Raw genomic sequence first — 23144 nt, forward strand, 5'->3', positions numbered from 1 at the left:
GCGATGTCGATTCGAGTTGATCTATTGGGCCTGGAACCCGCCGTGCCAGGGCAGGCCTGCCTGACGGTGAAGAAATGGCAAGGCTCCCACGAGCGTCTGGAGTTTTCCATCCAGCGCAACCAGGATGGGTTTTACCTGCAAGAACACAAGCAATGGAGCAGTAATCCATTCTGGTTCAAGGTGCCACATTTCAGCGAAGGGGCCAGTGGTGAGTCGCTGGAAACTCTGGTTGGCCCCGACGTTGTCGATCCGTTACTCGAAGGCAGCGCCAACTCCAACTTCCAGATCGAGCTGCGCGAGCAAGGATTGAGTTTTAGCGACCGTGGCGTGGTCCGTCCCGGAGCAGGGCTGCTTGCGTCCAGCGCGGGTGGTGAAACCCGAGGTATCTATGGCGGCATTGACCTGGCCACCCCGACGGTGCCAAGCGAGCCGCTGGACATCCCGGCAGTGCCTGTAACCGTTACGCCCACCACGCCTGAGGTCGAGCCTCGATCCGAACCGATTCAAAGCAAGACGGTGGAGCGACCTGCAGTCGCACTACCGCCGCAAAAGAGCCGGTTGCTGCCGATCATTCTTGGCTTGCTGGTATTGATACTCGCAGCGGCAGGCTTCTGGTTTTTCCTCAATGGCAAAACCCAAGCCCCTGCGACGCCGGAAGTTACTGTCGAACCCGCGAGGCCCTCGGCGGTTGCCGCGTGCACTTTGGAAAGCATGAACAGCCAACCTGAACTGGCCTTCGTTCAAGCATGCATCAAGCAGGCGCCTGCCAGTGCCGAGTTATTGAAGATCATCGAGACGGCGAAGGCCAGCAAGCATTGCGGCATTGCCCAACGTCTGTACGCCAACCGCTCGCAGGCAGGCGATCTATTGATCGCTACTGCCTACGCCCATGAATACGACCCCAAATACCATCAGCCCAGCGACTGCTTTGCCGAACCGGATAAAGCCACCGCCGCCTATTGGTACGAAACCATTCTTGGGCTTGAGCCGAACAATGCCGATGCCAAGCAACGTTTCGAGGAGCTCAAGCCATGAGCGCGTTTCAACGCATGCTGGGTAGCTTCGCGCTAATGACGCTTTGTGCTGTCGGTCCTTGGGCCTATGCGGCCGATAAACCGCTGATTCAGGCCGGCAAGAAAACCCTGTTCCAACGTGTCTTGACCACGCCGGGCTGCCAGTTGAGCTCCGCTGCCGGCGCCACGGATGGCATCGCTCAACCGACCTTCAGCCGTTTCTACGTGTACGAGCGCGCACAGGCGGCCAACGCGGAATGGCTCAAGGTCGGGGCGGACAGCTACGGCAAAACCATTGGCTGGCTACCGTCTGCCTGCACCGTAGAATGGAAGATGCAGCTGACATTGGCGTTCACCAATCCCGCGAACCGTGATCGTCTGTTGTTCTTCAAGGAACGTCCGACGCTGGAAGGTATACTCGATGCACCAGATCCTGTGAGCAAGGTCGCCCCGCTGCGTGCCAAGCTCAAGCAAGGTGCGCTGGCCCCGGGCGTTTTGGCCCAGGAGCCTGAATATTTCGTCGACATGCAGAAGCAGTTCTATTTGCTACCGGTATTGAGCGGCGAAGAGGTGATGACTGAAACGGGTTTTCGCACCCGCATTCTCAACGTTGCGTCGGTCAGCAAGACCGATGAAAAACCAGCGACGGCCAGCGCTGGTGCAGAGACTGCAACCGGCGCAGCAGGTACTGCCAACACCCCTGCCCCGAGCCAGTTGAAGGAGTTCAGCGCGGCTGTGGTGTTCGTCATCGATTCGACCATTTCCATGGACCCGTACATTGATCGGACACGGGAAGCCATTCGCAAGGTCTATCAACAGATCGAAAAAGAGAACCTCGGCAAGCAGGTGAAATTCGGTCTGGTCGCGTTCCGCTCCAGCACCAAGGCCGTCCCCGGCCTGGAATACGTGAGCAAAATGTACGCGGATCCCAATCAGGTGCAGGACAGTGCTGACTTCCTGGCCAAAGTGGCGGACCTCAAGCAGGCGAAGGTTTCCAGTGGCGCCTTCGATGAAGACGCTTACGCAGGCGTCATGCACAGCATCGACAAAGTGGACTGGAGTCAATTCGGCGCGCGCTATGTGGTACTGATTACCGACGCCGGCGCGCTGGAAGGCACTGACAAACTTTCCAACACGGGGCTGAACGCCGATCAGGTGCGTCTCGAAGCAGCCAATCCAGGGGTTGCCGTGTACACGCTGCATCTCAAGACCCCAGCGGGCGTCAAGGATCACGCTCGGGCGGAGGCGCAATACCGCAATCTATCGACTTATCCGGGCACCAATACCTCCCTGTACTACCCGGTGAATGCCGGAGATGTCCAAGAGTTCGGCCGCAAGGTGGACTCGCTTGCAACCGCTATCACCTCTCAGGTCAAGGCCGCTTACAGGGGCGACGAGGCGATAGGCAGTGCAGCGAACGCCAGGCAGGATCCCGCCGATAAGAAAATGCTGGAGGACGCAGCCCTGATCGGCTATGCCATGCAACTGGCCTATCTGGGTGAAAAGAACCAAACCCAGGCCCCGCCGGTGTTCAAGGCATGGATCACCGACCGCGATTTGATCAAGCAGAACATCCCCACTACAGACGTGCGCGTGTTGCTGACCAAATCTCAGCTCAGTGACCTGAGTGACGTGATGAAGCAGATTCTCGACGCGGCCAACGAAGGTCTGATTTCACCCACGGACATGTTCGAAAAATTGCGCGCAGTGGCTGCGACCATGGGTGCCGACCCCAACCAGCTCAAGCAAAACAACAACGCCAAGGTCGCAGAGCTGGGTGTGCTGGGTGAATACCTTGAAGACCTGCCCTATCACAGCGAAGTGCTCAATCTAGATGAGGAGACATGGAAAAGTTGGGACGGACTTGCGCAGGAAAAATTCATCCGCAACCTGAGCACCAAGCTTCGCCATTACCAGCGCTATAACGCCGACGTCGACCGTTGGGTCGCCTTGGCCAAAGACAGCGATGCAAGGGACAACGTCTATCCAGTACCCCTTGAAATGATGCCGTAGCGAGATCGTTCAGCCCATGCTCGACATTCAAGATTTGCTTGTGCAACGTGGACACGGTGCACAAGCCCACCGTGTGTGCCTGCCAAGCCTGCAGCTCGGTGCCGGCGAAATCCTCGCGATCACCGGGGAAAGCGGCTGTGGCAAAAGCACCTTGCTGGAGGCAATCGGTTTGCTGTTGGCACCTTCACAACTGGGGCAATTCCGGCTCGGGCGCGATGGACTGGACATCGGGCAGATGCTTGCGGCAGACGATCAGGCCGCGCTGACTCAGGTCCGCTCTCGTGATTTGGGTTTCATTCTGCAAAGTGGCGGCCTGCTGCCGTTTCTCAAAGTGCGCGACAACATCAGTCTGCCGCGCCGCCTGCTCGGCATGAGCGAACACAGCAGTCATGTAGAGGGGGCGATCGGTGCGTTGCGGCTCGATGCTCTACTCGACAAACTTCCACACGCGCTGTCCATCGGCGAGCGGCAGCGCGTGGCCTGCGTGCGGGCGATTGCGCACGAACCGCAGTTGCTGTTGGCCGATGAGCCGACCGCAGCGCTGGACCCGCACAGCGCCCAGCGTTTGTTCGAGCTGCTGTTGAGTCTGGTAGCGGAACTGGGTCTGAGCGCCTTGGTGGTGTCCCACGACTGGGCGCTGGTCCGGGACTTCGGGCTAAATCGCATGGGCGCCATCAGCCATGCCGGGGAGACACGCTTTGAACCTATGGATTGATAGGCTGCGTCTGCTTTGCAAGCTCGCGGTCGAAGATCTGTGGCACGACCGCAAAGTTTCGCTCTGTATCGCAGCGTCCTTGGTCGCGGTGATCGCACCGTTGCTGCTGTTGTTCGGGCTCAAGCACGGCGTGGTGAGCCAGTTGCAGAATGAACTCATGCGCGATCCGCGCAATCTGGAAGTGAAGATGCTCAGCAGCGGCAGCTTCGACGAGCCATGGGTTATTCGCTTGCAACAAATGCCCGAGACAGGTTTCGCGATTGGTCAGACCCGTTCGCTCAACGCCCAGGCTGATTTGCAGATCGGTCTGCAGCGGTTTGTCGAAAACGCAGAAATTATTCCCACTCAGGCCGGCGATCCCTTGCTGAACACGCCAGCCAGCTCGCTGCAGGGCAACGATTTGATCCTGAGCGCTTCCGCCGCACAACGCCTGCAGGCCGAGATCGGCAGCAGCGTTCGACTGCGGGCCGCACGCCGCTTGGATGGCGTCAGCGAACTGGGCGAAATCAACCTCAACGTCGTGGCAATTCTAGATGCCTCGCGCTTCGGTCGCGCGGCAGCTTTCATCGCACCGACCCTGCTGCTATCGCTTGAACATTTTCGCGACGGTTATCAGGTTCCGGCGTTCGGCCTGAACTCCGGCAGGCCGTTAGGCGCGCTCCAGCCGCTTTACGCGCGGGCCAGGGTGTATGCGCGAAATATCGACAGCGTGGCCGCGCTCGAGCAGTGGCTGACAGGACAGAACATTCAAACATCGAGTCGGCTGGCCGACATAGAAAACGTGAAAGCCATCAACCGTGTGCTAGGCCTGATTTTTGGCGTCATCGCAGCCGCCGCGCTGACCGGCTGTATCGCCTCGCTGGTCGGCGCGTTTCTGGCCAACATCGATCGCAAGCGCAAGAGCCTGGCAGTCCTGCGTCTGCTGGGGTTCAGCAGCCCGGCCGTCGCTGGGTTCGTGATCCTGCAGGCCGTCATGCTGAGCCTGGTCGGCTACGCTGGCGGACTGGCGTTCTACCTGGCTGGCAGTCGATTGTTCGATCAATTGCTCGGCATCACTCAGAGCACAGGCGCTTTCGTCTGCCACATCACGCCCTGGCACGCGCTTACCGCGTTGGTCCTGTCCCTACTTGTGGCTGTCCTGGTCGCCCTCATCGGCGCCGTTCGAGCTATCGGTATTCAACCCGCGGAGAGTCTGCGTGAACTTTAAACGTATTGCCTTGCTACTGCCTTTGACAATGCTCCCTTGGCTCGACGCCTCAGCGGTTGCCTGGGGAGAAAAGCAATTCAACCCCTTGCCGGACAAGGAAGACGTGGTTCTGCCCATGCCATGCGACGGAGCCATGGTATTTCGCAAAGTCTACATCCCGCTCGCCGGACCATTGGATGACTTTCCGATCAAGATGGGTCAGGACGGTGCTGAATATGGCTACGTGGAACAGACCCGCCCTGCCTTCATCGCGGGTAGTTTCACCGGTGCCAAGACCGACAAATCCCGTTACTACCTGATGGCCAAATACGAACTGACCCAACTGCAATACCGCGCGCTGACGGATGAAAAGTGCCCCGAGCCGTCCAACAAGTTGCGCCTGCCCCAAGTCAACGTGAGCTGGTTCGACGCGATGCAGACAGCAGACAAATACAACCTTTGGCTGCGCAGAAATGCGGCAGACAAATTGCCCAAAGAAGACGGCTCCGCAGGTTTCCTGCGCCTGCCCACAGAAGTGGAATGGGAGTTCGCTGCACGAGGTGGCGTCGACGTCAACGCGGCGGAGTTTCGCGACACCCGCTACCCCATGCCGGATAACATCAACGCCTACGAATGGTTCGCCGGATCTCAGTCTTCGAACGGGCAGCTGCAGCTTGGCGGTTTGCTCAAGCCCAACCCGCTGGGCCTTCACGACCTGCTCGGCAATGTCGATGAGATGATGTTCGAGCCTTTTCGGCTGAACAAACTTGATCGTCTGCACGGTCAGGCGGGCGGCTATGTAGTGCGAGGTGGCAACTACCTGACAGCATCAGCAGATATCCGTACTTCGTTGCGCCAGGAAGATCCGTATTACAACGCCGATGGCCAGATGAAAACCAAGACCACCGGTTTCAGGCTGGCCATGGTTTCGCAGACCCTGACCTCTCGCGAGCGCGTCAAGGCGATCGAAAACAGTTGGAAAACCCTGGGAACCGGCAGCGAGGAGCCTGCCCAGAGCGACGGCAAAGGTACCGTCCAGGCGCTGAACAGCCTCGCTTCCAGCGTCGATGACAAGGCATTGAAGGAAAAGCTACAGGCGCTGGAAAACCAGTTGCGTGCTGCCAACCTGCTGCAGGAAGAAAACCGTGACCAGGCCATCCGTGCCAGTCTGAATCTGGGTGCATTCCTATGCACCAAGATGCTCGATGATGGCCAATATCTGGACTTCATGCAAAAGAACTACGCGCTCAACTGCGAAGGCTTAGAGAAAGACCCCACCTGCGACATGCGTCAAACCAAACTCGAAGAGCAGAAGAACCGCGTCCACAAGCTCGGGCTTTACTACGCCAGTAGTCTGGTGGAATCCGCTTCGCTGTACGGCCAGCCGCTGCTGGAAAAACAGGTTCCGGTCATGGACGAGCTCATGGACCGCAACAAGCAGTTGCAAGCGCTCAAGCCTTACCTGAAGGCCCACTGGAGCAATCAGAAAATCTTCCTGCAAAAGCAGAAAATCGACGCCGATGCTTGGCTAACCGCTTGCAAAGCCGTCAAGCAATAACCTATCCGTACACATCAAGGAGCTACACCATGACTCAAGGCCTGCGTTTCCATTCCAAGCTGTTGATCAGCTTCGTCGTGGCAGGCAGCATTCTGCTGACCGGGTGTGCGTCCACCGGCAGCAGCCTGACAGGCAACTCGCCTGACCCGCGCCTGACGCAAGGAGCATCGGCCGAGTTTTTCACCAAGTCCGGCTATCAGGCCTGTGCCGTCGCCGCTGGCGCTGGCGTGTTGGCCTGCGCCTTATCCAACTCGGGCAACAAGGCAGCGTGCGCCGTCGTTGCCGGCATCGCGGCCTGCGGCGTAGCGATGGGGGCCAACTACTATCTGGATCAGCGACGCAGCCAATACTCCAATACCACCGAGCGCCTGCAGGTCATGACCAGGGACGTTCAGGCCGACACCGACAAAGTAGTTGCCCGTACAGCGGTCGCGCAGCAGGTCATCGCCGACGATCAACAGAACATCGCTCAGATCAAGCGTGACATCGCTGCCAAGAAACTAGACAAAGCCAAGGCCCAGACCGACATCGCGGGCATCGATGAAAACATCACTTATCTGCGAAAAGAACTGGGCAACATGCGCAGCAAGGTGACCGAGTACACCAAGGTCGCCGACGCCGAACGCGCGCAGGGCACCAGCGCCGAGCTCAAGACAGTCGATATCAACATTCTGAAAATGAATGAAAAGGTCGCCACGCTGCAGAAAGAAGTCGACGGTCTGTACAGCCAACGCTCCGCAATCACCTTGGGTTGATCTCATGAACACGACCGCTCGCCTGCTTATTTGCCTGGGAGGCGCAATAGCGCTTTCCGGATGCGCCACGGCTCCCGGCTCATGCGACGCCACCGACCGTGACGCAAGCATGATCACCAAGATGAACTGCGACTACACCGGTGGCTACAGTGATCAAGTCAGAAGCAAGGAAAACGAGCTGACCGCCGCTCGTAATGAAAATGCAATGTTCAAACGTGTCTACGACGGCATAGCCGCCGAGCAAGCGTCGACTCGCAAGGACCTGCAGTCACAACAGCAAGCTCAAGCGTCGCTGAACCTGTCGTTAGGGCAACTGCTATCTACGCTCAAGACTCGCCATGCCGACAAGGCCGGTGTGCAGAAACAAATCAACGCGCTCCAAAGCCAACTGCAAGCCGCACAGAACCAGCCTGCGAGCGGCAACCCCGCGCAGCTTGCGGCCAAGCAAGAAGAGCTAAAAGCGCTGCAGAAAAAAGTCAGCAAGCTCCAGCTCAGCCTCGGCTTCGACCAATAAAACCAAGCAGCGCTCCGCAAGGAGCGTCTGTGCCTTCCCAAGAGATAACTGACATGCAGCGGATCATCCGAGATGCCAGCACGCCTGCGGATATCATGCCCGCACTCGACGCCAGGATGGAGATCGTTCGCAAGCATTGCGCATCCAACATCGCCAGCCTGTACGCCATTCCGCGTGCTGGCAGCGGTACGGTGCCGGAGTGGTGGACCGAGCTGGGTGGCCAGGCCTTCGGGTTCAGCGCCTTGAGCGAAGACCAGCAACGCCAACTGATGCAAACCTATCAGCAGCGCCAGCACTCGCTTGGCCTAGCCGCCGATGCACTGCACAGCCGGGGCGAGCCCGACATCGCCGCCAGCCTGCGCAGCCTCATCGGCGAACCACTGCCCGAAAATCTTTACAGCCTCAACGGCGAACCGCTAGTTGTCCGCTGGCATATGCTCAAACCCAGGCATGTGCCGCCCCTCAGCTCAGCTGCCACGGCCGTCGCCGTACATGCCCCGGTTCGCTGGCAGAGATGGCCATGGATGTTGCTAGCATTGCTGCTGTTGCCGATGCTGGCCTTGCTCGCCTGGTGGTTCCTACAGGCACCGGCCTTGTACACGCAGCCGGCAACATTGCTCTCGGCAATCGAGCCTGAAGTCGTGGCTCGGCCACCTGATCTTCTGCCCGAACCGGCGCCTCAGCCGATTGTGGAATCTGAACCCCAGCATCCCCCAGCGCCACCCCGGGCACCAATACCTGAAACCGCCGAGGAGCCCAAGTCGGCAAAGGCCTGCCCTAAACCGGTGGACCCGGCGTTGCCGCCGCAATTCGTCGTAGTGCTAGACACATCAGGCTCGATGAACCTCAACGTCAAAACCTCACCCGCTGACGATCGATGGTACGGCGAAGTTGGCGCTCGTCTCGATCCTCGCGACCCGCAAGTGGCACCACTGCTGACCCGGCCCACTCGGCTTGAAGTGGCCAAAGCGTCGCTGGCCAAAATGATCGGTAACCTACAGCCGCAGATCGACGTGGGTTTCATGGCATTCGAAGGCTGCGGCAGAGTCGCGGACTACGGAGTATTCCCTACGTCACAACGACTACGGCTGATCAAAGGCATCCACGGCCTGGAGGCCGACCAAGGAACGCCATTGGCCCAGAGCCTTGCGCAAGCGGCATCAAAAGTTGACGGACGCAATCGCGATGCCTATATCGTGATGTTCATTGACGGCGAAGACAACTGTCAGCAGGATGCCTGTGCCGTATCCCAACGTATCGCGCAGAACCAGCCGAGGCTGAAGGTCAACGTCGTCAACATCGGTAAAAACGCTCTTTCCAACTGCATGGCTGAACACACCGGCGGACGAATTTACGCAAGCCGCGATGCGGTCGAACTCAATGACATGCTTCAACAAGCCTCCCAAGAGGTGTCAAACATACCGGGCTGTCCTTGAACCCTATACCTGCAGAGTGGGCGCCGACACAGTGACGCGTCGAAACCAAGCCTGGTAGTGATGACGACCTGATCACGCAACGGCAAGGTAGTGCATCAATAGCTCAACCAACCCCACAGAATGCCCTGCCCAGCATCATCAAACTCACGCCCACACACAGCAGGGAGAACCCTTGCTGCAAGAGCGGCGCGGGTATGTTCGGCGCCGCGAGTCGACCAGCGATCATCCCGACCAGCGCCGAAACGGTGAACAAGGCACCCGCCCAAGTCAATGTAACGCCCTGATTGAACAGATGGGCCAAGGTACCCAGCGAGACCAGCGTGACCACCATCAACGAGGTGGCTACCACGCCATGCATGCGCACGTCGCTGAACTTTCGAAAAGCGGGGACGATGAAAAACCCTCCCCCCACACCCAACAGACCGGTGAAAAACCCCGAGGCCCCACCAATCGAGACCAGCGTGGCCAGGCACCGGGCATTCCAGTCGAGGCGGCCCGTCGCAGGATCGAGCATGCAGTTGCGCTGCAGCGTGCTTGATGTATGCTCGGCGCCTCTGACCGGCACGTACATTCGACACGCCACCACGAGCATGACCACCGCGAACACAGTCATCAACAAGGTGCTGGAGACCCGCGCGGCCGCGTAAAGCCCCAAGGGGGCGACGAGCCACCCGGCAACGGCCATCGTGGCTGCCGCCTTGTAGCGCACCAGGCCTTGGCGCAAGCCCTGTACCGCGCCGACCAGGGCGGCGCTACCTACTGCGAGCAAGGCAATGGGCATGGCCTGGGTCACGGACCAGCCCAGCCCAAGGGTCAGGGCCGGAATCGCCAGGATCCCACCACCTGCCCCGGTGAGCCCCAGCACCAGGCCGACACATGCGCCCAATATGAATGTCAGCATCAGGTCACTTCGAAGAGCAGGCGGTGAGCCACTCACGCCCCTTGAGCATGCCATTCCAATAGAACCACGGTAGCAATCGGGCCTTGAGGAACCAGGCCGACCTGCGCGGGATGGTCGGGTCCATCGGAAACGTTGGCAGCAATTTACCGCCATAGCCGAACTCGGCCAATATGACCTTGCCGTTTTCGACCGTGAGCGGACACGAACCGTAGCCGTCATAACGTCGAGGCAGCTGACGGCCTTTGCGCAGTGCGATGAGGTTGTCTGCGACCACGACTGCCTGCTTGCGCGCAGCCGCTGCGGTTTTGGCGTTGCTGGTGCCGCAGACATCCCCCAGGGCAAATATTTCAGGGTAGCGCGGGTGCTGCAACGTGGCTGGATCGACCTCCAACCATCCGGCCTTGTCGGCGAGCTCGCTGCGGCGAATCACATCCGGCGCTTGCTGCGGTGGCACGACGTGCAGTACATCGAAGTGTTTTTCCACGCGCGTCACGTTTCCGGCCGTGTCTGTCACATCGAACCATGCGGTCTTGCTCGGGCCATCGACCCTGACCAGATTGGACTGGAAGGCGAGTTTCGCGCCGTAGGCTTCGACATACTTCATCAGCGGGGCGACGAACGTGGCAACCCCGAACAGCACGGGAGCTGCCAGGTTGAACTCGACCGAAATCGACTGCAGCACGCCCTCCTTGCGCCAGTGATCACAGGACAGGTACATCGCCTTCTGCGGCGCGCCCGCGCATTTGATCGGCATTGGAGGCTGGCTGAACAAGACCTTCCCGCTGCGCAGCGAACGCACCAGTTCCCAGGTATAGGGGGCCAGGTCGTGCCGGTAGTTCGACGTCACGCCGTTCCTGCCAAGCGTCTCTTCAAGCCCTTCGATTTGTTCCCAGGCCAGTTGCAGACCCGGGCAGATGATGAGTTGCAGGTACGCCAGCTCGGTTCCGTCGCTGAGCAACACCAGCTTGCGGTCTGGAGCGAAGGCCGACACCGACGCCTTGATCCAGCATGCGCCTTGAGGAATGACGCTTTGCATGGGGCGGACGGTGGCATCGATGGGGTAAGCGCCCCCGCCCACCAGCGTCCAGGCGGGCTGATAGTAATGCTCGGTACAGGGTTCAACGATCGCAACGCGTAAAGACGAATCTCGCTTGAGCAGACCGGCCGCAACAGTGATGCCGGCAGAGCCTGCGCCCATGACGACTACATCGTACTGCTGTGTCAGAAGGTTGCCTTTGGTTGCCGCCTCGTACAGCTTGGCCGACCGATTGCCGGTACGGCAGTAGGCAAGCACCGGCTTGGGCAACTGCTCCAGAAGCGCGTTCAGCGCTTGAGCCTGTGCTGCCGTAGCACCAGAGCTGGCAACGGGTAGATATCGGAACTCCAGCCCCGACGCGACGGCTGCTCGTTGCATGGCCAGATGGCTGGGTTGCTCAGCCCCACCTTCATGGTCAGGGCGATTGCAGATCAGGCTGGCGAACCCTTGAGCTCGCACCTCAGGCACGTCCTGCGGATCGAGTTGGCCCGCCACCGAGAACGATGCGTCTATTCGCTTTATCACTTGCTCCATTACAAACCCCGGGCTTAGCCACCGTGTGAGAGTTCCAACACCGCGCCCCGGCCGAGCCACGCAAGGTGCGATGGCACAGCGACAAGCAACGGGTCGTGCAGAGGCTTACTTCTTCAGCGCTTGGCCACAGTAAAGTCCCGACAAGGTCTGCATCAGCGAGACCACCTCGAAGCTGGCCAACGAGTAGTAGATGTACTTGCCCATTCTGCGGGTGTTGACCATTCCTTCGTCGCGCAGTACACCCAACTGCTGCGACAACGTCGGCTGCCTGATCCCGGACAATGCCTCCAATTCCCCTACGTTTCGCTCGCCCTGGGTCAATTGGCACAGCAGCAACAGACGGTCTTCGTTCGCCAAGGCCTTCAGCAAGGCACACGCCTTGGACGCAGAATCGCGCAACAGACCGATTTCTTCGGTGGATAATTGAGCAGTCATGGAAAGCCCCGATGGTTGATCGGTCGACAGTCTACGATTGAATAGTATATGTTTCAATATAGTGTAACGACGTGAATCGAAGAGGTTGCCCGATGACGGCCCAGATAGAAGGTTTCTACGACACCGCCACCTCCACGGTGAGCTATGTCATTTTCGAAGCATCAGGGGGCGCATGTGCAATCGTGGATCCGGTGCTGGATTACGATGCCAAAGCCGGGCGGATCGGCACCGATAACGCCGACCGCATCATCGCCTTCGTGGACAGCCACGGGTTGCAGGTACAGTGGCTGCTGGAAACACACGCGCATGCCGATCACCTCTCGGCCAGCGCTTACCTCAAAGCCAAGCGAGGCGGCAAGATCGGCATCGGCGCGCAGATCACGGTGGTGCAGAGCGCGTTTCGGGATATCTACAATCTCGAACCCGACTTCCTGCTGGATGGCTCGCAGTTCGACACGCTGTTCGAAGCGGACGAGATCTTCCACATCGGCAGCATACCGGTGCAGGTTCTGCACGTGCCTGGCCACACACCTGCAGATGTCGCCTATCGAGTCGCAGACACACAGGTCTTTGTCGGCGATACGCTGTTCATGCCTGATGTGGGCACTGCCCGATGTGATTTCCCCGGCGGAGACGCCGTACAGATGTATGACTCGATTAAACGGCTGCTGAGCCTGCCCCCCCAGACCACACTGTTCATGTGCCACGACTATCCTCCTGCCAACCGGAAAGCGTCATGGATCACCACCGTTGCCGAGCAACGCGCCAAGAACATTCACGTCGGTGACGCGTCCGATCTCGAGTCGTTCGTACGCATGCGCACGGCCCGCGATGTCAGCCTGTCGGTCCCGGCGCTGTTGCTGCCGGCGATCCAGGTGAATATCCGCGCCGGGAATCTGCCCCCTGCTGATGAAAGTGGGTTGTGCAGCCTGAAGATTCCTTTGAACAGGTTTTGAGAGCGTTTGACTTGGTTAGGTAATGGCTTCAGTGAGCATGAGCGGAGCTGTTTCATCGCCACCCCGCTAGAAAGTATCGCCGAAACCCACCTCGAAATAGTTGTTCGAAGGATTGCCGGACACCCTGTTCAACAATGAGTTGATTACGGCGTTGAAAGGCGTATGCTCGCTCTTAACGAATAACGTTAAGCGTTTAATCCATGATTCGAAGCTTTGCATGCGCCGATACGGAAGTTCTTTTCACCACCGGCAGGACAAGGCGCTGGGCAGACATCAAGTCAGTCGCGGAGCGTAAACTGGCCGCGCTGCATGCTGCGAAGGAGCTTCGAGACTTGCGCTCACCGCCCGGAAACCGGCTTCACGCCTTGGAAGGTGACAGAGCCGGCCAGCATAGCATCAGCATCAACATGCAGTGGCGGGTATGCTTCATATGGACCCAGAACGGCCCTGAAAACGTTGAGATTGTCGACTATCACTGAGGTGCATCATGTTCAAGAATGGCATGCGTCCCATACATCCCGGCGAGATTCTTCGCGAGGATTTTCAGCACGAAATGGGCTTCAGTGCCGCTGCTCTGGCCCGAGCTTTAGGCGTATCTACGCCGACCGTGAATAACATTCTGCTTGAGCGTGGTGGCGTATCGGCTGACATGGCCTTGCGCTTGGCCGTCTGCCTGGATACCACTGCAGAGTTCTGGCTCAACCTGCAAACAGCGTACGAGTTACGTAAGGCAGAGCTGGAGCATGGAGATGCGATTGCAGCGGTACAGCGCCTGGTTGCTTGAAATAAATCCAGATGCCCGCCAAGGGCGGGCTTCAGACACGCGCAGACTCAGACGCTTTATTCTGACCTTCCATGGCGCTCCTGTTGCGCCGCTGAAAACTCACTCGTCTGGTGATAGTGGCGAAGTTCACCAACCACCTGCGGCTGTATCGAATCAGGAGCACAACAAGCAGCCCTAGCGCTGGGCCTGCCCTCGATATAAGGGCTCGTGTGAAAATGAAGACAAAAAAAAGCCACTTTCGAGAAGTGGCTTTCTTGTCTGATTTTACTCAGGAATAAATGGTCGGGACGGAGTGATTCGAACACTCGACCCCTTGCACCCCATGCTAGCGGATGGGGATGAAACCCAGTAAACACAAGGCCTCGCGCCGGGCGCTCGCTGCAACGATGCTCTACTGTGTTTTACCGGACCTCACAGAAATACTCGAAAACGCCTGCGTACTAGCATTTCCCTCCCCCGGCGTTCTGCCGACCGAACATCCCTCACCCCTGCACCACCCATCGACCGACCCTTGAGCAATCCGACCGACCTCGACTACTGTACACGCATACAGTATTGGCGAGCAGCAGTATGGAAATCGAAGACGAAGAGTTCGGATGCCTTGGCATACCCACCGAAGCCCAGATATGGAAGCAGCAGGCTGCCCTGGTCCAGGCAGAGTACGAGCAGGTTGCCGCCGACCTGCGCCAGGCGCGGGCGAACATCCTGAAGCTGGTGGACATTCATGCCGTCACCGCGCGCGAGCGCGATCAGGCTCTGCACCTGTTGGCTTCCTACAAGCGCGACCTCTCCGCTGCTCACGTCGAGCTGTCAGCCATCGGCAACAAGATGCGCGGAATGCAGATGGCCGCCCGGCAAGCAGCTGAGATTCCCTACCCCTTACCCGAAACGTCTGCAGCGCCAGATCCGTCTCCAGCCGAGCCTACTAGCGCAGAGCACCAGCGCTCACTATGCTTGGACCAGGACAACGGAGGCGCACATGGACACGCTGGAATGGCTGAACCTCACACCCAAGCTGAGTGACATCGACACCTGGGCCAAGCTCTGGTCCGTGCACGATGACCCCTTCCCTCACATTCGCTGCAGAACCTGCGATGGGTACCAGCAGCTTTGCGACTCAAGCAAGCCGTTCGTGCACAGTCCGACTTGCAAGCTGATGGGCGGTCAGAGCAGGTTCCCGTGGCGCGATCTGCTGTGGATCGTCGGCAACGTGGACCCAGCTTCTGCATGAATGGCAAAGGTCCAAGCGGTCCGCTTTTCCCGTTCGCCGTCTGTTTGGCATTGGCCGGACTGGCGTGGATAGCCATAGTGGCCTGCATCATGGGGCTGTGCTGAGCATCCCACACCGGTCACATAATTATCCAGCGCCCTTAGCGCTCTGCGAGCGACGCTCTCGTTGCACTATTTTCGGGAATCGCGGTATGACCTATGTTGTCCCCTACGCAATGAAAATTCATCAGTTACACCGTTTGATGATTAGCTGATATATTCCGCTTTTTTCGATGATGGCCCTTTATGACTAGCCCTGCCCCCTCTCCAGCTGGCTATCACCAGCCTTCCCCGGCTGCCCCTACTCGCTTTGCGCATGATATTTCTCTCGATGCACTGCGGATCGTAGCCACTCTCATGGTTTTGCTCATTCATATTTCAGGCAAAGGTTTTGCCGGTATCCATGAGTCGCACTGGTGGGCAATCAATATTTGGGAAAGCGTTTCTAGGGTCTGCGTACCGTTGTTCTTCATGATCACTGGTGCGCTATTGTTGCCACGCGATCACAACGTGTCCAGTGTTCTAAAGCGAGCATGGCGTATTCTCTACGTCTTGGTTGCCTGGTCGTTAATATTTTTCATCTATTTATCCATAAGACAGGCTGTCGCACCTCCGTCCACGTGGCTGGGTACCATAGCGCGGGGCCCAGTAATCGGACACTTCTGGTATCTGTACAGTCTGTTGGCTGCTTATTTTGTTATTCCCATCTTGGCAGCCTTTTACCGCAACACTGCACTTCGCATGCAGATCATGGTGCTGTTGATTTGGTTATTTGCAGCCAGTGTCATCCCCTTCATCAACCGTTTCCTGAACTCTGGATGGCTAGGGTTCGACACCCAGTTTTTTTACATTTACCCCGCATACATGCTTGCGGGAGCGCTTCTGTACAAGCACATGCACATGAATTCAATACGCGCAGCACTTGGCATGCTCATTTGGGCAGCGGCAACTGGCGCTACTGCCTTCTGCACGTGGTATTACTCCAAGGACGTCGCGGTGAATACGGAGCTGTACTATGAATATTTCGCCCCCTTAGTCGTAATTGCTGCCTTTGCATTATTCTGCTCACTGCGCTGGATAAGTAATTCACTCAGCAATCGATGGCCTATGATCGATCGGTGGCTGGTATTCTTTGGGAGCCTAAGCTTCGGTGTTTACCTAATTCATCCGGCAGTAATTTGGGAGTTTGAGCGCCGGGGGTATGACTGGCACTTCATTAACCCTTGGTTTGCAGTACCGGCGCTGCTAGCTGGTGTATCGGTGGTATCCGGTGCGATCACCTGGTTAATACGACGGCTGAAGCCGGTTCGTTGGTTGATTCCAGGTTAGCGTCAAATTTTTCTGACAGACGCTCCTCAAGTAATCATGGAGCGTCACAAGCGCTGCTTGTTATGGAATGATCCAGGCTCGGGTACTGCGAGTAGTTTTACCATTGTACTGGCTTTAGGCCACATCCAAACACACGTTGAGCTGACTTCACTTAGCATTATTGAAGTAGTCCCAGTACGGCTGAACGGTGGCGCCCTTGGTCAGGTTGAAATTCATCAGCCTCAACCTGCCGACCCCGCCCAAGCCCTGGAATCTGATCCAGACTCGTTTGGTGTCGGCGGCCGTAGTGAACTGAAGCGACCAGCGGGTTTCGGTTGCAGCAGCCGCGAATCGCATAGACGCAAGGTTGGTACCAGGGAAAGCATGACCTGCGCCATCATCTGCCCCGGTGTTGATCTGCACCTGAGGGTAGTTCCCGGTGAAGCTCGCGGTTCTGGTCCCGCTGACCACGTAGGTCGTGGACGGTTCTACAGGCAGGCCTGAGGCGGCGTCGTTTGACGTGGTGAAGTTGCTGAAGTCGCCAGATACCCCGTTGTACTCGACGAACGGGTTGCCGCCATTGAACCCCGCTTCTGTCTTTCGCACGTAGCTGGGATCAGCCGACCAACCGGCAAGGTCGACCGCGAACTTGTAGTTCGGAATCAACTGCAGCCCGCGCCGATCACCGCCGCCGGCAATAACACCTTGAATCGAGGCTTTGGTGCCCGACCCGGTGGCGATCCCATTGCCTGCGGTGACTGTCATAGCTCATCGACCTCGTAGACTGCAGTTCCGGTCGGGGTGACACGGAATTTCCCTCGCCCCAACCACAAGGCCTGGCAGCCGGTTTCTGTGAATGTGAAGGCGGGTACCCACGTTTCCCCGGCCTGTTTCTCTACAACGACTGTGCCGGACGTGATTGCAGCGGTCAGCACGACCGGTGAGTTGGAGAGACGCCAGGCGAACGTATTTTGAGCGGTGTATGAAGCCATCGTGACTACCTCGAAAAAGCCGCCCCCAATGGCGTGCTTGGTTGTTTGCAGGGTGTTTGGAACCCCATTTCGGACGACCTACAGAGGGTGTCGCGCGGTGTTACGCCAGCGCTTTCAAAGCACGCTGGTAAATGGCTCGGCGTTCCTCGGCGCCCAGCGGAACACGCCCGGGCTTGCCGGTGTTGATGATGCTGCCGATATCGCCAAGGTTGCCGGCGTCCGCCAGCGCATTCAGCTCCTGCGACGACCAGAACCAACCGGCGGCCATTGCTGCGTGCCTGGGCTGCTCGAGTAGCTCGGGACTTGTAAGCAGATCCAGCCCGAGCGATCGCCCGCACGCCTTGTAGTTCGCGCGGCCGGTTACCTGGATCAGTGACCGCCCGCGAAATTTCCACCCATCGCCTGGCTCAGTGTTGCCCAGCTTGAGCCTGCCCCAATCCCCGCCATAGATGCAGTTGGCAATAGACACCTGGTCGGCCTTGCGGGCAGCGGTCCGGCCGTACTGCCGGGCTTGGGCCTCGCTGATCCGCGCCCGGCTGAATTTCGACAGGAGCGCCTCCACTGAGTAGTTCAGGTTTTCCACCAGTCGGGTGAAGTTGGCAGACTCATGGCCTGCCTGAGCAACGAAGGCCGAGGCGCGCGCCGGCGTGCTGATGTTGAAGGCGAACATCGCTGCGTTCAGTACAGGAACAAAAACGCCGGCTTTCTGGCCGGCGTTGGGGATGATCTGCAGAAACTGCATCTCGGTTATGGGCATGCTTTTCTCCAGGCGAAAAAAAGCCCGCACCAGGCGGGCTATTCAGCATATAGCTGCTTATAGATAAATTGAGATAGCGAACAGCAACTCGGAATACTCCACCCCTGAATTAAGACATAGATGTAGAATGCTTGATTAGCTCGAGAACTATCTTTTTAGTGGGCAAACGCTTAGTCACGACGAATTCGGCCATTCTCCCAGATATAGACTTTGGCTTAATGAATTTCTCAACAATATGATAGTGGGGGCGGTTTGTGTAATCATCAAAAAGTATTGTGCAACCTTCCTTAGCAAATATAAGTGAAGCTAAGAAACACGCAACTCTGAAACGCCCATCCACTAGAACCACGTCCGGATAGACGTCGTTTGCTAGAAAACCATCCCATACTTTTGAACAGTAGTACGGCCATCTTTCGGCTGTCGACTTATCAGTAGGAACCCCCCAATCACCTGTAGGCCCCAGATCTACAAAAACAGGTGTAAAACTTGGATTGAACGAGGTCAAGGTTGATAATTTATCAGATACTGCTGATAGGAAGCCACGATCAGACTCTACCGAATATATGGACTCCACCCCATGGGATGCTGCAAATACCGTACTCCCGCCCGCGCCATACTCTAAGAAGACCTTGGCACCCGAAAGCCTCGCCGCCAGAAGTTCCACCCCTTCGGGCTCCATGTGAGGAGAATTAGATATGTCGCTAGCGCTCCATTTCTTCACGTTTGGTTCTTCCACTGTGCCTGCTCCATCTGGCGAATTTCCGCCAATCATAGGAGATTGCTTGGATACAGGCTAGTGCTATCTTTTTGAAAACAGCCGTCACCGATAATCGCGGCCCCTAATGGCATCCTAGGCCACCACAGGACTTAGGAAATCATGATCCGTCACCTCCTTCGCTCACCCCCTCAGGAGCAACGACGTCTGCGCTTCTTATGGACTCCTGCAGTTCATGAACGAAATCTATCATTTTTCCAGGAAATGAAGCTTGCATAAGCAGCTCGAGCAAAGCTTCCTTGTGTTCGATTCTATCTACCTGCATTTGGATACCTGAATTTTAACTAGTAGAGTTGCTTATTAGCCCGTAATCGGCTAATGCCTTTAGAAGATTGTCAAGTGCAACGTTTCCAGACTTTGAACCAGAAACCGTGGGCTTTGAGATAGGGACACTACCGAAGAACCCAACACCATTGGTATTTACCTGAATTCTCTCGGAGCCCGCGCCATCCCTAAGCCTTACACCTCCACTACCTTTGCCCGCAATAGCAGCGTCTATGTTAGCATCATTCCCCTGAACCGTTATAGTAGGACGTCCGCCAGAGTTAGCGGGCCTAAATTCAAGAAAGTTTGCTGCAGTGGGGCTCCCGATAAATCTGAAGGACTCAACTTCAGAACCACCTGATGATACGCTGAATAAGCTAAATCCATTATTGTTGAATGAAGCATTCAGCCTATTAGTTGACGAGGTTGCATCAGACCTTAGCTCGCCCGCTTTAGAGCCGCTACCATCCAGAACCCACTCTATCTTTTGATTGCGGGCCAATACTATCGCAGGGGCCTTTCCTGTCGCGTCAACCTGAATAGCATTCGCGGCAAATACTATGCCTTTTCTGAATACTGCATTTGGATTACTGCTAACACTCCCGACAACCCCCATACACGCGGATGCAGGATTAACAGCTTGCCCACTTTCAGCAGTTTCACCGCCTGTTCTTAACCAAGCTGCAACCGTTTGACCCGGTACGGTCATGTTGTACGGGTTTATATCAACCACCGACCCACGGTTCGCAATATCTACCTCAGCACCATGAGTATACATTACGGTGTCATTATCTTTTACAGCTGTAAAGTATCCACCCCATGCGGTTTTGTTGGCCCTATTATTATAGGCCAGGCCTGCAACCGCAATACATGGCCCTCCCTTCACCACATCCTGATCTGAGCTCCTGCTAGCAAATGCTCCTGCGATGACCCCGTTATCTGAAAATATTGCTGCGGTAGACCTTGTTTCAAAATAGGTCATTAGGCCGCCAGAGGTGTACCCGACCCAGGTCTTGTCGGATCCAGGATCATCGGCACCATTCGCCTGGGCTGCCGCACCGACCAGAATTCGGTCACGAAACCGCCAAAGGTTAGCTCCGCTGGGGGTATCAGTCCAAAAACCTTTCTTAATAGGCCTTTCTTGTCCTGGCGCAGCGGCGCCAAATTGATATAGCGAGACCAGAGCTATACCCTTACTGGTGTCCGCCTTGTCACCAAGACCATCTTTGAGCTCTTCTAAAGCCTCAATGCTATCATTTGCCGCCCAGCCATTTGCTGAATATATGTACTCGGCCTGAGACGCTGTATTGAAGTAACGATCGCCAACTTGTAGCGGCAGACCATTATCTCGCGCTGCTGGAGCAAGTGCCGAAGGCTGAAGCAGGCCTGCCGTGCGATTGGTGGCCACATCCGCAGCGTCCTCGGCCGCCTGAGCAGCATCATTTGAAGCCGCAAGAGCGTCCTGAATGGCCTGCGAAGACATAGCAGTTTTGCCGGTATTTACTGCAGCACCTGCTTGATTTCGCCACACGGTGTAAATCTTATCGGCATCACCTGACTGCACAAGATAGATCCCGCCATCTGCAGTAGCAGCGAGGCCGGCGGCAGCGGTTTGATAAATCGTGGTTGCGACACTGATCTTCTCAGCTCCATCCTCCTGGATGGCGGCAATCACCTGCTTCAAGTTCCTGATTTCTCCGGACTCGGTCACGATGGGCTGCGCATTTTCCGCAGCGTTCGAGAACAGGTAGAGGATGTTGCTACCGACCTCCGCTTTTACGGTGGCGATTTCTAGCCGCTGAGTCTGGTCAGCCATGTCATTTCCTTAAGGCGAATTTAATGAGCGCGACCAGGCTGGTCAGCGTGGAATTTCAGATTTGGTTAAAGCCAGCCGCTGGAGAAGAAGTCGCCACTGTTGCTGATAAGCATGTCCGCCACGGCATCGAAGATCGTGTCTACCTGATCATCGAATGCGTGGCTGTCGTCTGCGGTGAAGGCGGCAGCCTCGGTTAGGAAAGGAACCACCCAGTCAGTGATCGCCACGGACCCTCCGCGGTGATCACGGACGTGCTCGATCTTTCTGCCCTGCTCGTCATAAAGCGCTGGAACGAACACGCGCCCGGACTTGAACCATGGCACCGCATCCATGCACCGGGTGACCTTGTTGGCCGCCGGCCCGCGGGGCTGTGGCTCGATCGGGATAGCACCCTTTTTGCTGATCGTTTGGATCAGGCCGGTACCGGACGACTTGTCTTCGACGCGCATGTATCTAAGCGCTGCCGGCCGGAACTGGTCCCAGGGCTGCCAGCGCTGCCAAACTCGCAACGCTTCGGCCTCGAGGTCGCCCGCATCCCACTTGCCGCGCACGATCTCGATGATGTACAGATTGCCGTCGATGCCCAGGCCACAATGGCTGAACACCGAGTAGTCGTGCTGCTCTCCCGTCTTCTGGGCTGTGTCAACGTATACGCCGCGCCAGACCAGAAAAGGCAGTTGGTCGTAGGTCTTGAACCAGTCCGCATCGATCATGCCGCCAGTGAGCGCCACCGGCTCCTGCTGGTATTGGCTCACCATGGTGTAGGAATCCCGGTCCCACAGAGCCATCAAATCGGCGACCGATTCCTTGGCCGGCCAATAGGACCAGTATTCGATGCCGCCCCGCACTACCGAAGGCCCGCTGAAAACGTCGCGCTCGGCGTGCTCCTGGATCTCTGGAGGCAGGCTTTCGATGTAGTCGCGCGTCACCAGAGCCGGGACCTTGATGTGCGTAAAGTCCAGGCCCATGCCGCCCTTGAGCAGGAAGCCAGACACGTCGTCGGTATGCAGGCGCTGCTGCGTGCAGATCACAGGCGTGTCAGGTGACGCACGCCGGCTACGTAGGGTGTTCGTAACGATCCGCTGGGCCTTGGCCCGCATTGTGGCCGAGAACGCGCTATCAGCCTTCTCTGGATCGTCCAGATTGATAAAGCCGGTGAACCCTCCGGAGATGTAGCCGCCACGCACGCCAGTGATCTGCCCGCCCGTTGAGCGACTGAACATCTGGTGTTTGTTGCGACCGTCCTCGTCACAGATGATCCAGTTGGCCACGTCTGACTTGCCCAGCGAGCAGGGCCAGAGGTCCTGATACTCGCTGCTCTCGACGATCGACTTGATGCGGTTGGAGTTCTCCTCCACCAGGGCCTTCGAGTACGAGACGCTGAGGTTGCGCGTCCGGTCGTACTTCGTCATGACGTAGGCCGGGAGGTGGATGGACCAATACTCGGTCTTTGTCCCTCCTGGCGGCATGTTGAAGACGACGTTCTTGAGCTTGCCCTCCAGCACCTGCAGGGCGGTGTAGTCCATGTAGCGGTGGTGCCAGTTGCAGAGGAACTTCATGCCCTGGTTGAGTTGAAACCAAACGCGCATGAACGACAGGGGTGAATGCTCGCTGATAAGTCTTGCTGCCTGCCGTTCTGCGCTGCTCATTGCCTCCCAGTCGAGCAGATCATTCATAAGCAGCCCAGGACCGAGTTCAGCGCCTGCTGGTCAACTGTGACGCTGGACTTCGTCTCGATAGGTGCGCCGTTCTTGCCGCTCAATTCCACGATCTTCTTGTCCAGGCCGAGCAGCTTCGCCTTGCCCATGGTGGCACCTACCGCAGCCGCTGCTTGGGGCGTCTCTGCCCCTAGAGCAGCCTTGCGCGCCTCCTCCAGCTCACGCAGGAGCGTGTCGACCGTGATTTCATGCCGCTCCATGACTTTTGTCCTTAGCTCTTCGATTCGCGCCTGCACCTGCGGCTTTTGGAGGGTGTTGTAGCCTTCGCGCTGGGCAGTCTTTTCGGCCATGTTCGTGGTGTTGTAGGCCCGGCGGTACGCCTCGGAGGCGTTACCGGTCTCGACATAGGCGAGGCAGAAGAGCTCCATCTTGTCGGTGAAGCGTCTCTTAACCTTGCGTTCCATATGCC

General features: G+C 57.5%; 23 protein-coding genes. 13 read left to right on the plus strand and 10 right to left on the minus strand.

From position 1 onward, the window contains the following. Positions 1-3: 3 nt before the first annotated feature. The 8 genes from IFT57_RS00560 to IFT57_RS00595 are packed head-to-tail and all read left to right on the plus strand — an operon-like array spanning position 4 to position 9190. Entirely contained in the window at positions 4-1035 is a 1032-nt protein-coding gene (locus IFT57_RS00560; RefSeq protein WP_192149856.1) for a hypothetical protein, read from the plus strand. A gap of 14 nt (positions 1036-1049) precedes the next feature. Then, positions 1050-3026: a vWA domain-containing protein gene (locus IFT57_RS00565; protein WP_192150809.1), complete on the plus strand. Its 1977-nt coding sequence runs from the start codon at positions 1050-1052 to the stop codon at positions 3024-3026. Positions 3027-3042: 16 nt separating this feature from the next. After that, complete coding sequence (locus IFT57_RS00570; RefSeq protein ID WP_192047404.1) at positions 3043-3741, plus strand: ABC transporter ATP-binding protein; 699 nt, start codon at positions 3043-3045, stop codon at positions 3739-3741. Beyond that, on the plus strand, positions 3725-4948 hold the full coding sequence (locus IFT57_RS00575; RefSeq protein WP_192047405.1) for an ABC transporter permease: 1224 nt from the start codon (positions 3725-3727) through the stop codon (positions 4946-4948). The genes IFT57_RS00570 and IFT57_RS00575 overlap by 17 nt, the downstream gene beginning before the upstream one ends. Before the next feature lie 28 nt (positions 4949-4976). Beyond that, positions 4977-6485 (plus strand): SUMF1/EgtB/PvdO family nonheme iron enzyme, encoded by a 1509-nt coding sequence (locus IFT57_RS00580; protein WP_192150815.1) that lies wholly within the window; start codon positions 4977-4979, stop codon positions 6483-6485. A gap of 29 nt (positions 6486-6514) precedes the next feature. Further along, positions 6515-7240: a hypothetical protein gene (locus tag IFT57_RS00585; protein ID WP_192063045.1), complete on the plus strand. Its 726-nt coding sequence runs from the start codon at positions 6515-6517 to the stop codon at positions 7238-7240. A gap of 4 nt (positions 7241-7244) precedes the next feature. Further along, positions 7245-7754 carry a hypothetical protein gene (locus tag IFT57_RS00590; protein WP_192047407.1) on the plus strand — a complete coding sequence of 170 codons (510 nt, stop codon included), beginning with the start codon at positions 7245-7247 and terminating at the stop codon, positions 7752-7754. Between the two features lie 53 nt (positions 7755-7807). Beyond that, a complete protein-coding gene (locus tag IFT57_RS00595) occupies positions 7808-9190 on the plus strand; it encodes a vWA domain-containing protein (RefSeq protein ID WP_192149858.1) in 1383 nt (460 codons plus the stop codon). A gap of 103 nt (positions 9191-9293) precedes the next feature. Here the strand turns inward: IFT57_RS00595 and IFT57_RS00600 are convergent, their stop codons facing one another. The 3 genes from IFT57_RS00600 to IFT57_RS00610 form a co-directional block, all read right to left on the minus strand. Beyond that, positions 9294-10094 (minus strand): sulfite exporter TauE/SafE family protein, encoded by an 801-nt coding sequence (locus IFT57_RS00600; protein ID WP_192150817.1) that lies wholly within the window; start codon positions 10092-10094, stop codon positions 9294-9296. Position 10095: 1 nt separating this feature from the next. Next, a complete protein-coding gene (locus tag IFT57_RS00605; RefSeq protein WP_192149860.1) occupies positions 10096-11661 on the minus strand; it encodes a bifunctional protein tyrosine phosphatase family protein/NAD(P)/FAD-dependent oxidoreductase in 1566 nt (521 codons plus the stop codon). Positions 11662-11766: 105 nt separating this feature from the next. After that, a complete protein-coding gene (locus IFT57_RS00610) occupies positions 11767-12096 on the minus strand; it encodes an ArsR/SmtB family transcription factor (RefSeq protein ID WP_122478691.1) in 330 nt (109 codons plus the stop codon). 92 nt (positions 12097-12188) lie between these two features. Between IFT57_RS00610 and IFT57_RS00615 the strand changes: the two genes are divergently transcribed. The 3 genes from IFT57_RS00615 to IFT57_RS00625 all read left to right on the plus strand — a co-directional run bounded on the left by IFT57_RS00615 (position 12189) and on the right by IFT57_RS00625 (position 13836). Further along, positions 12189-13052 (plus strand): MBL fold metallo-hydrolase, encoded by an 864-nt coding sequence (locus tag IFT57_RS00615; protein ID WP_192149862.1) that lies wholly within the window; start codon positions 12189-12191, stop codon positions 13050-13052. Positions 13053-13252: 200 nt separating this feature from the next. Next, positions 13253-13531 (plus strand): type II toxin-antitoxin system RelE/ParE family toxin, encoded by a 279-nt coding sequence (locus IFT57_RS00620; RefSeq protein ID WP_192047412.1) that lies wholly within the window; start codon positions 13253-13255, stop codon positions 13529-13531. An 8-nt stretch (positions 13532-13539) separates the two neighbouring features. Further along, positions 13540-13836, plus strand: a complete 297-nt coding sequence (locus IFT57_RS00625) for a HigA family addiction module antitoxin (RefSeq protein WP_122478697.1) — start codon at positions 13540-13542, stop codon at positions 13834-13836. Between the two features lie 534 nt (positions 13837-14370). Here IFT57_RS00625 and IFT57_RS00630 read toward each other — a convergent pair. After that, entirely contained in the window at positions 14371-14598 is a 228-nt protein-coding gene (locus IFT57_RS00630; protein ID WP_192149863.1) for a hypothetical protein, read from the minus strand. 217 nt (positions 14599-14815) lie between these two features. Between IFT57_RS00630 and IFT57_RS00635 the strand changes: the two genes are divergently transcribed. Further along, a complete protein-coding gene (locus tag IFT57_RS00635) occupies positions 14816-15067 on the plus strand; it encodes a hypothetical protein (RefSeq protein ID WP_192149865.1) in 252 nt (83 codons plus the stop codon). Between the two features lie 284 nt (positions 15068-15351). Beyond that, positions 15352-16434: an acyltransferase gene (locus IFT57_RS00640; RefSeq protein WP_192149867.1), complete on the plus strand. Its 1083-nt coding sequence runs from the start codon at positions 15352-15354 to the stop codon at positions 16432-16434. A 147-nt stretch (positions 16435-16581) separates the two neighbouring features. On the opposite strand, the gene IFT57_RS00645 is transcribed toward IFT57_RS00640, so the two are convergent. The 6 genes from IFT57_RS00645 to IFT57_RS00670 form a co-directional block, all read right to left on the minus strand. Beyond that, positions 16582-17178 carry a hypothetical protein gene (locus IFT57_RS00645; RefSeq protein ID WP_192149869.1) on the minus strand — a complete coding sequence of 199 codons (597 nt, stop codon included), beginning with the start codon at positions 17176-17178 and terminating at the stop codon, positions 16582-16584. A 327-nt stretch (positions 17179-17505) separates the two neighbouring features. Next, positions 17506-18162: a glycoside hydrolase family 19 protein gene (locus tag IFT57_RS00650; protein ID WP_192149871.1), complete on the minus strand. Its 657-nt coding sequence runs from the start codon at positions 18160-18162 to the stop codon at positions 17506-17508. Between the two features lie 109 nt (positions 18163-18271). After that, positions 18272-18898, minus strand: a complete 627-nt coding sequence (locus tag IFT57_RS00655) for a hypothetical protein (RefSeq protein WP_192149873.1) — start codon at positions 18896-18898, stop codon at positions 18272-18274. Positions 18899-19217: 319 nt separating this feature from the next. After that, entirely contained in the window at positions 19218-21017 is a 1800-nt protein-coding gene (locus IFT57_RS00660) for a hypothetical protein (protein ID WP_192149874.1), read from the minus strand. Positions 21018-21082: 65 nt separating this feature from the next. Beyond that, complete coding sequence (gene terL / locus IFT57_RS00665) at positions 21083-22693, minus strand: phage terminase large subunit (protein ID WP_192149876.1); 1611 nt, start codon at positions 22691-22693, stop codon at positions 21083-21085. Continuing rightward, entirely contained in the window at positions 22690-23139 is a 450-nt protein-coding gene (locus IFT57_RS00670) for a terminase small subunit (protein WP_192149879.1), read from the minus strand. Before IFT57_RS00670 ends, terL begins: the two co-directional genes overlap by 4 nt. Positions 23140-23144: the final 5 nt, after the last annotated feature.

This window comes from Pseudomonas sp. CFBP 13719 (genome assembly GCF_014842095.1).
In the GTDB taxonomy this organism is placed as follows: domain Bacteria; phylum Pseudomonadota; class Gammaproteobacteria; order Pseudomonadales; family Pseudomonadaceae; genus Aquipseudomonas.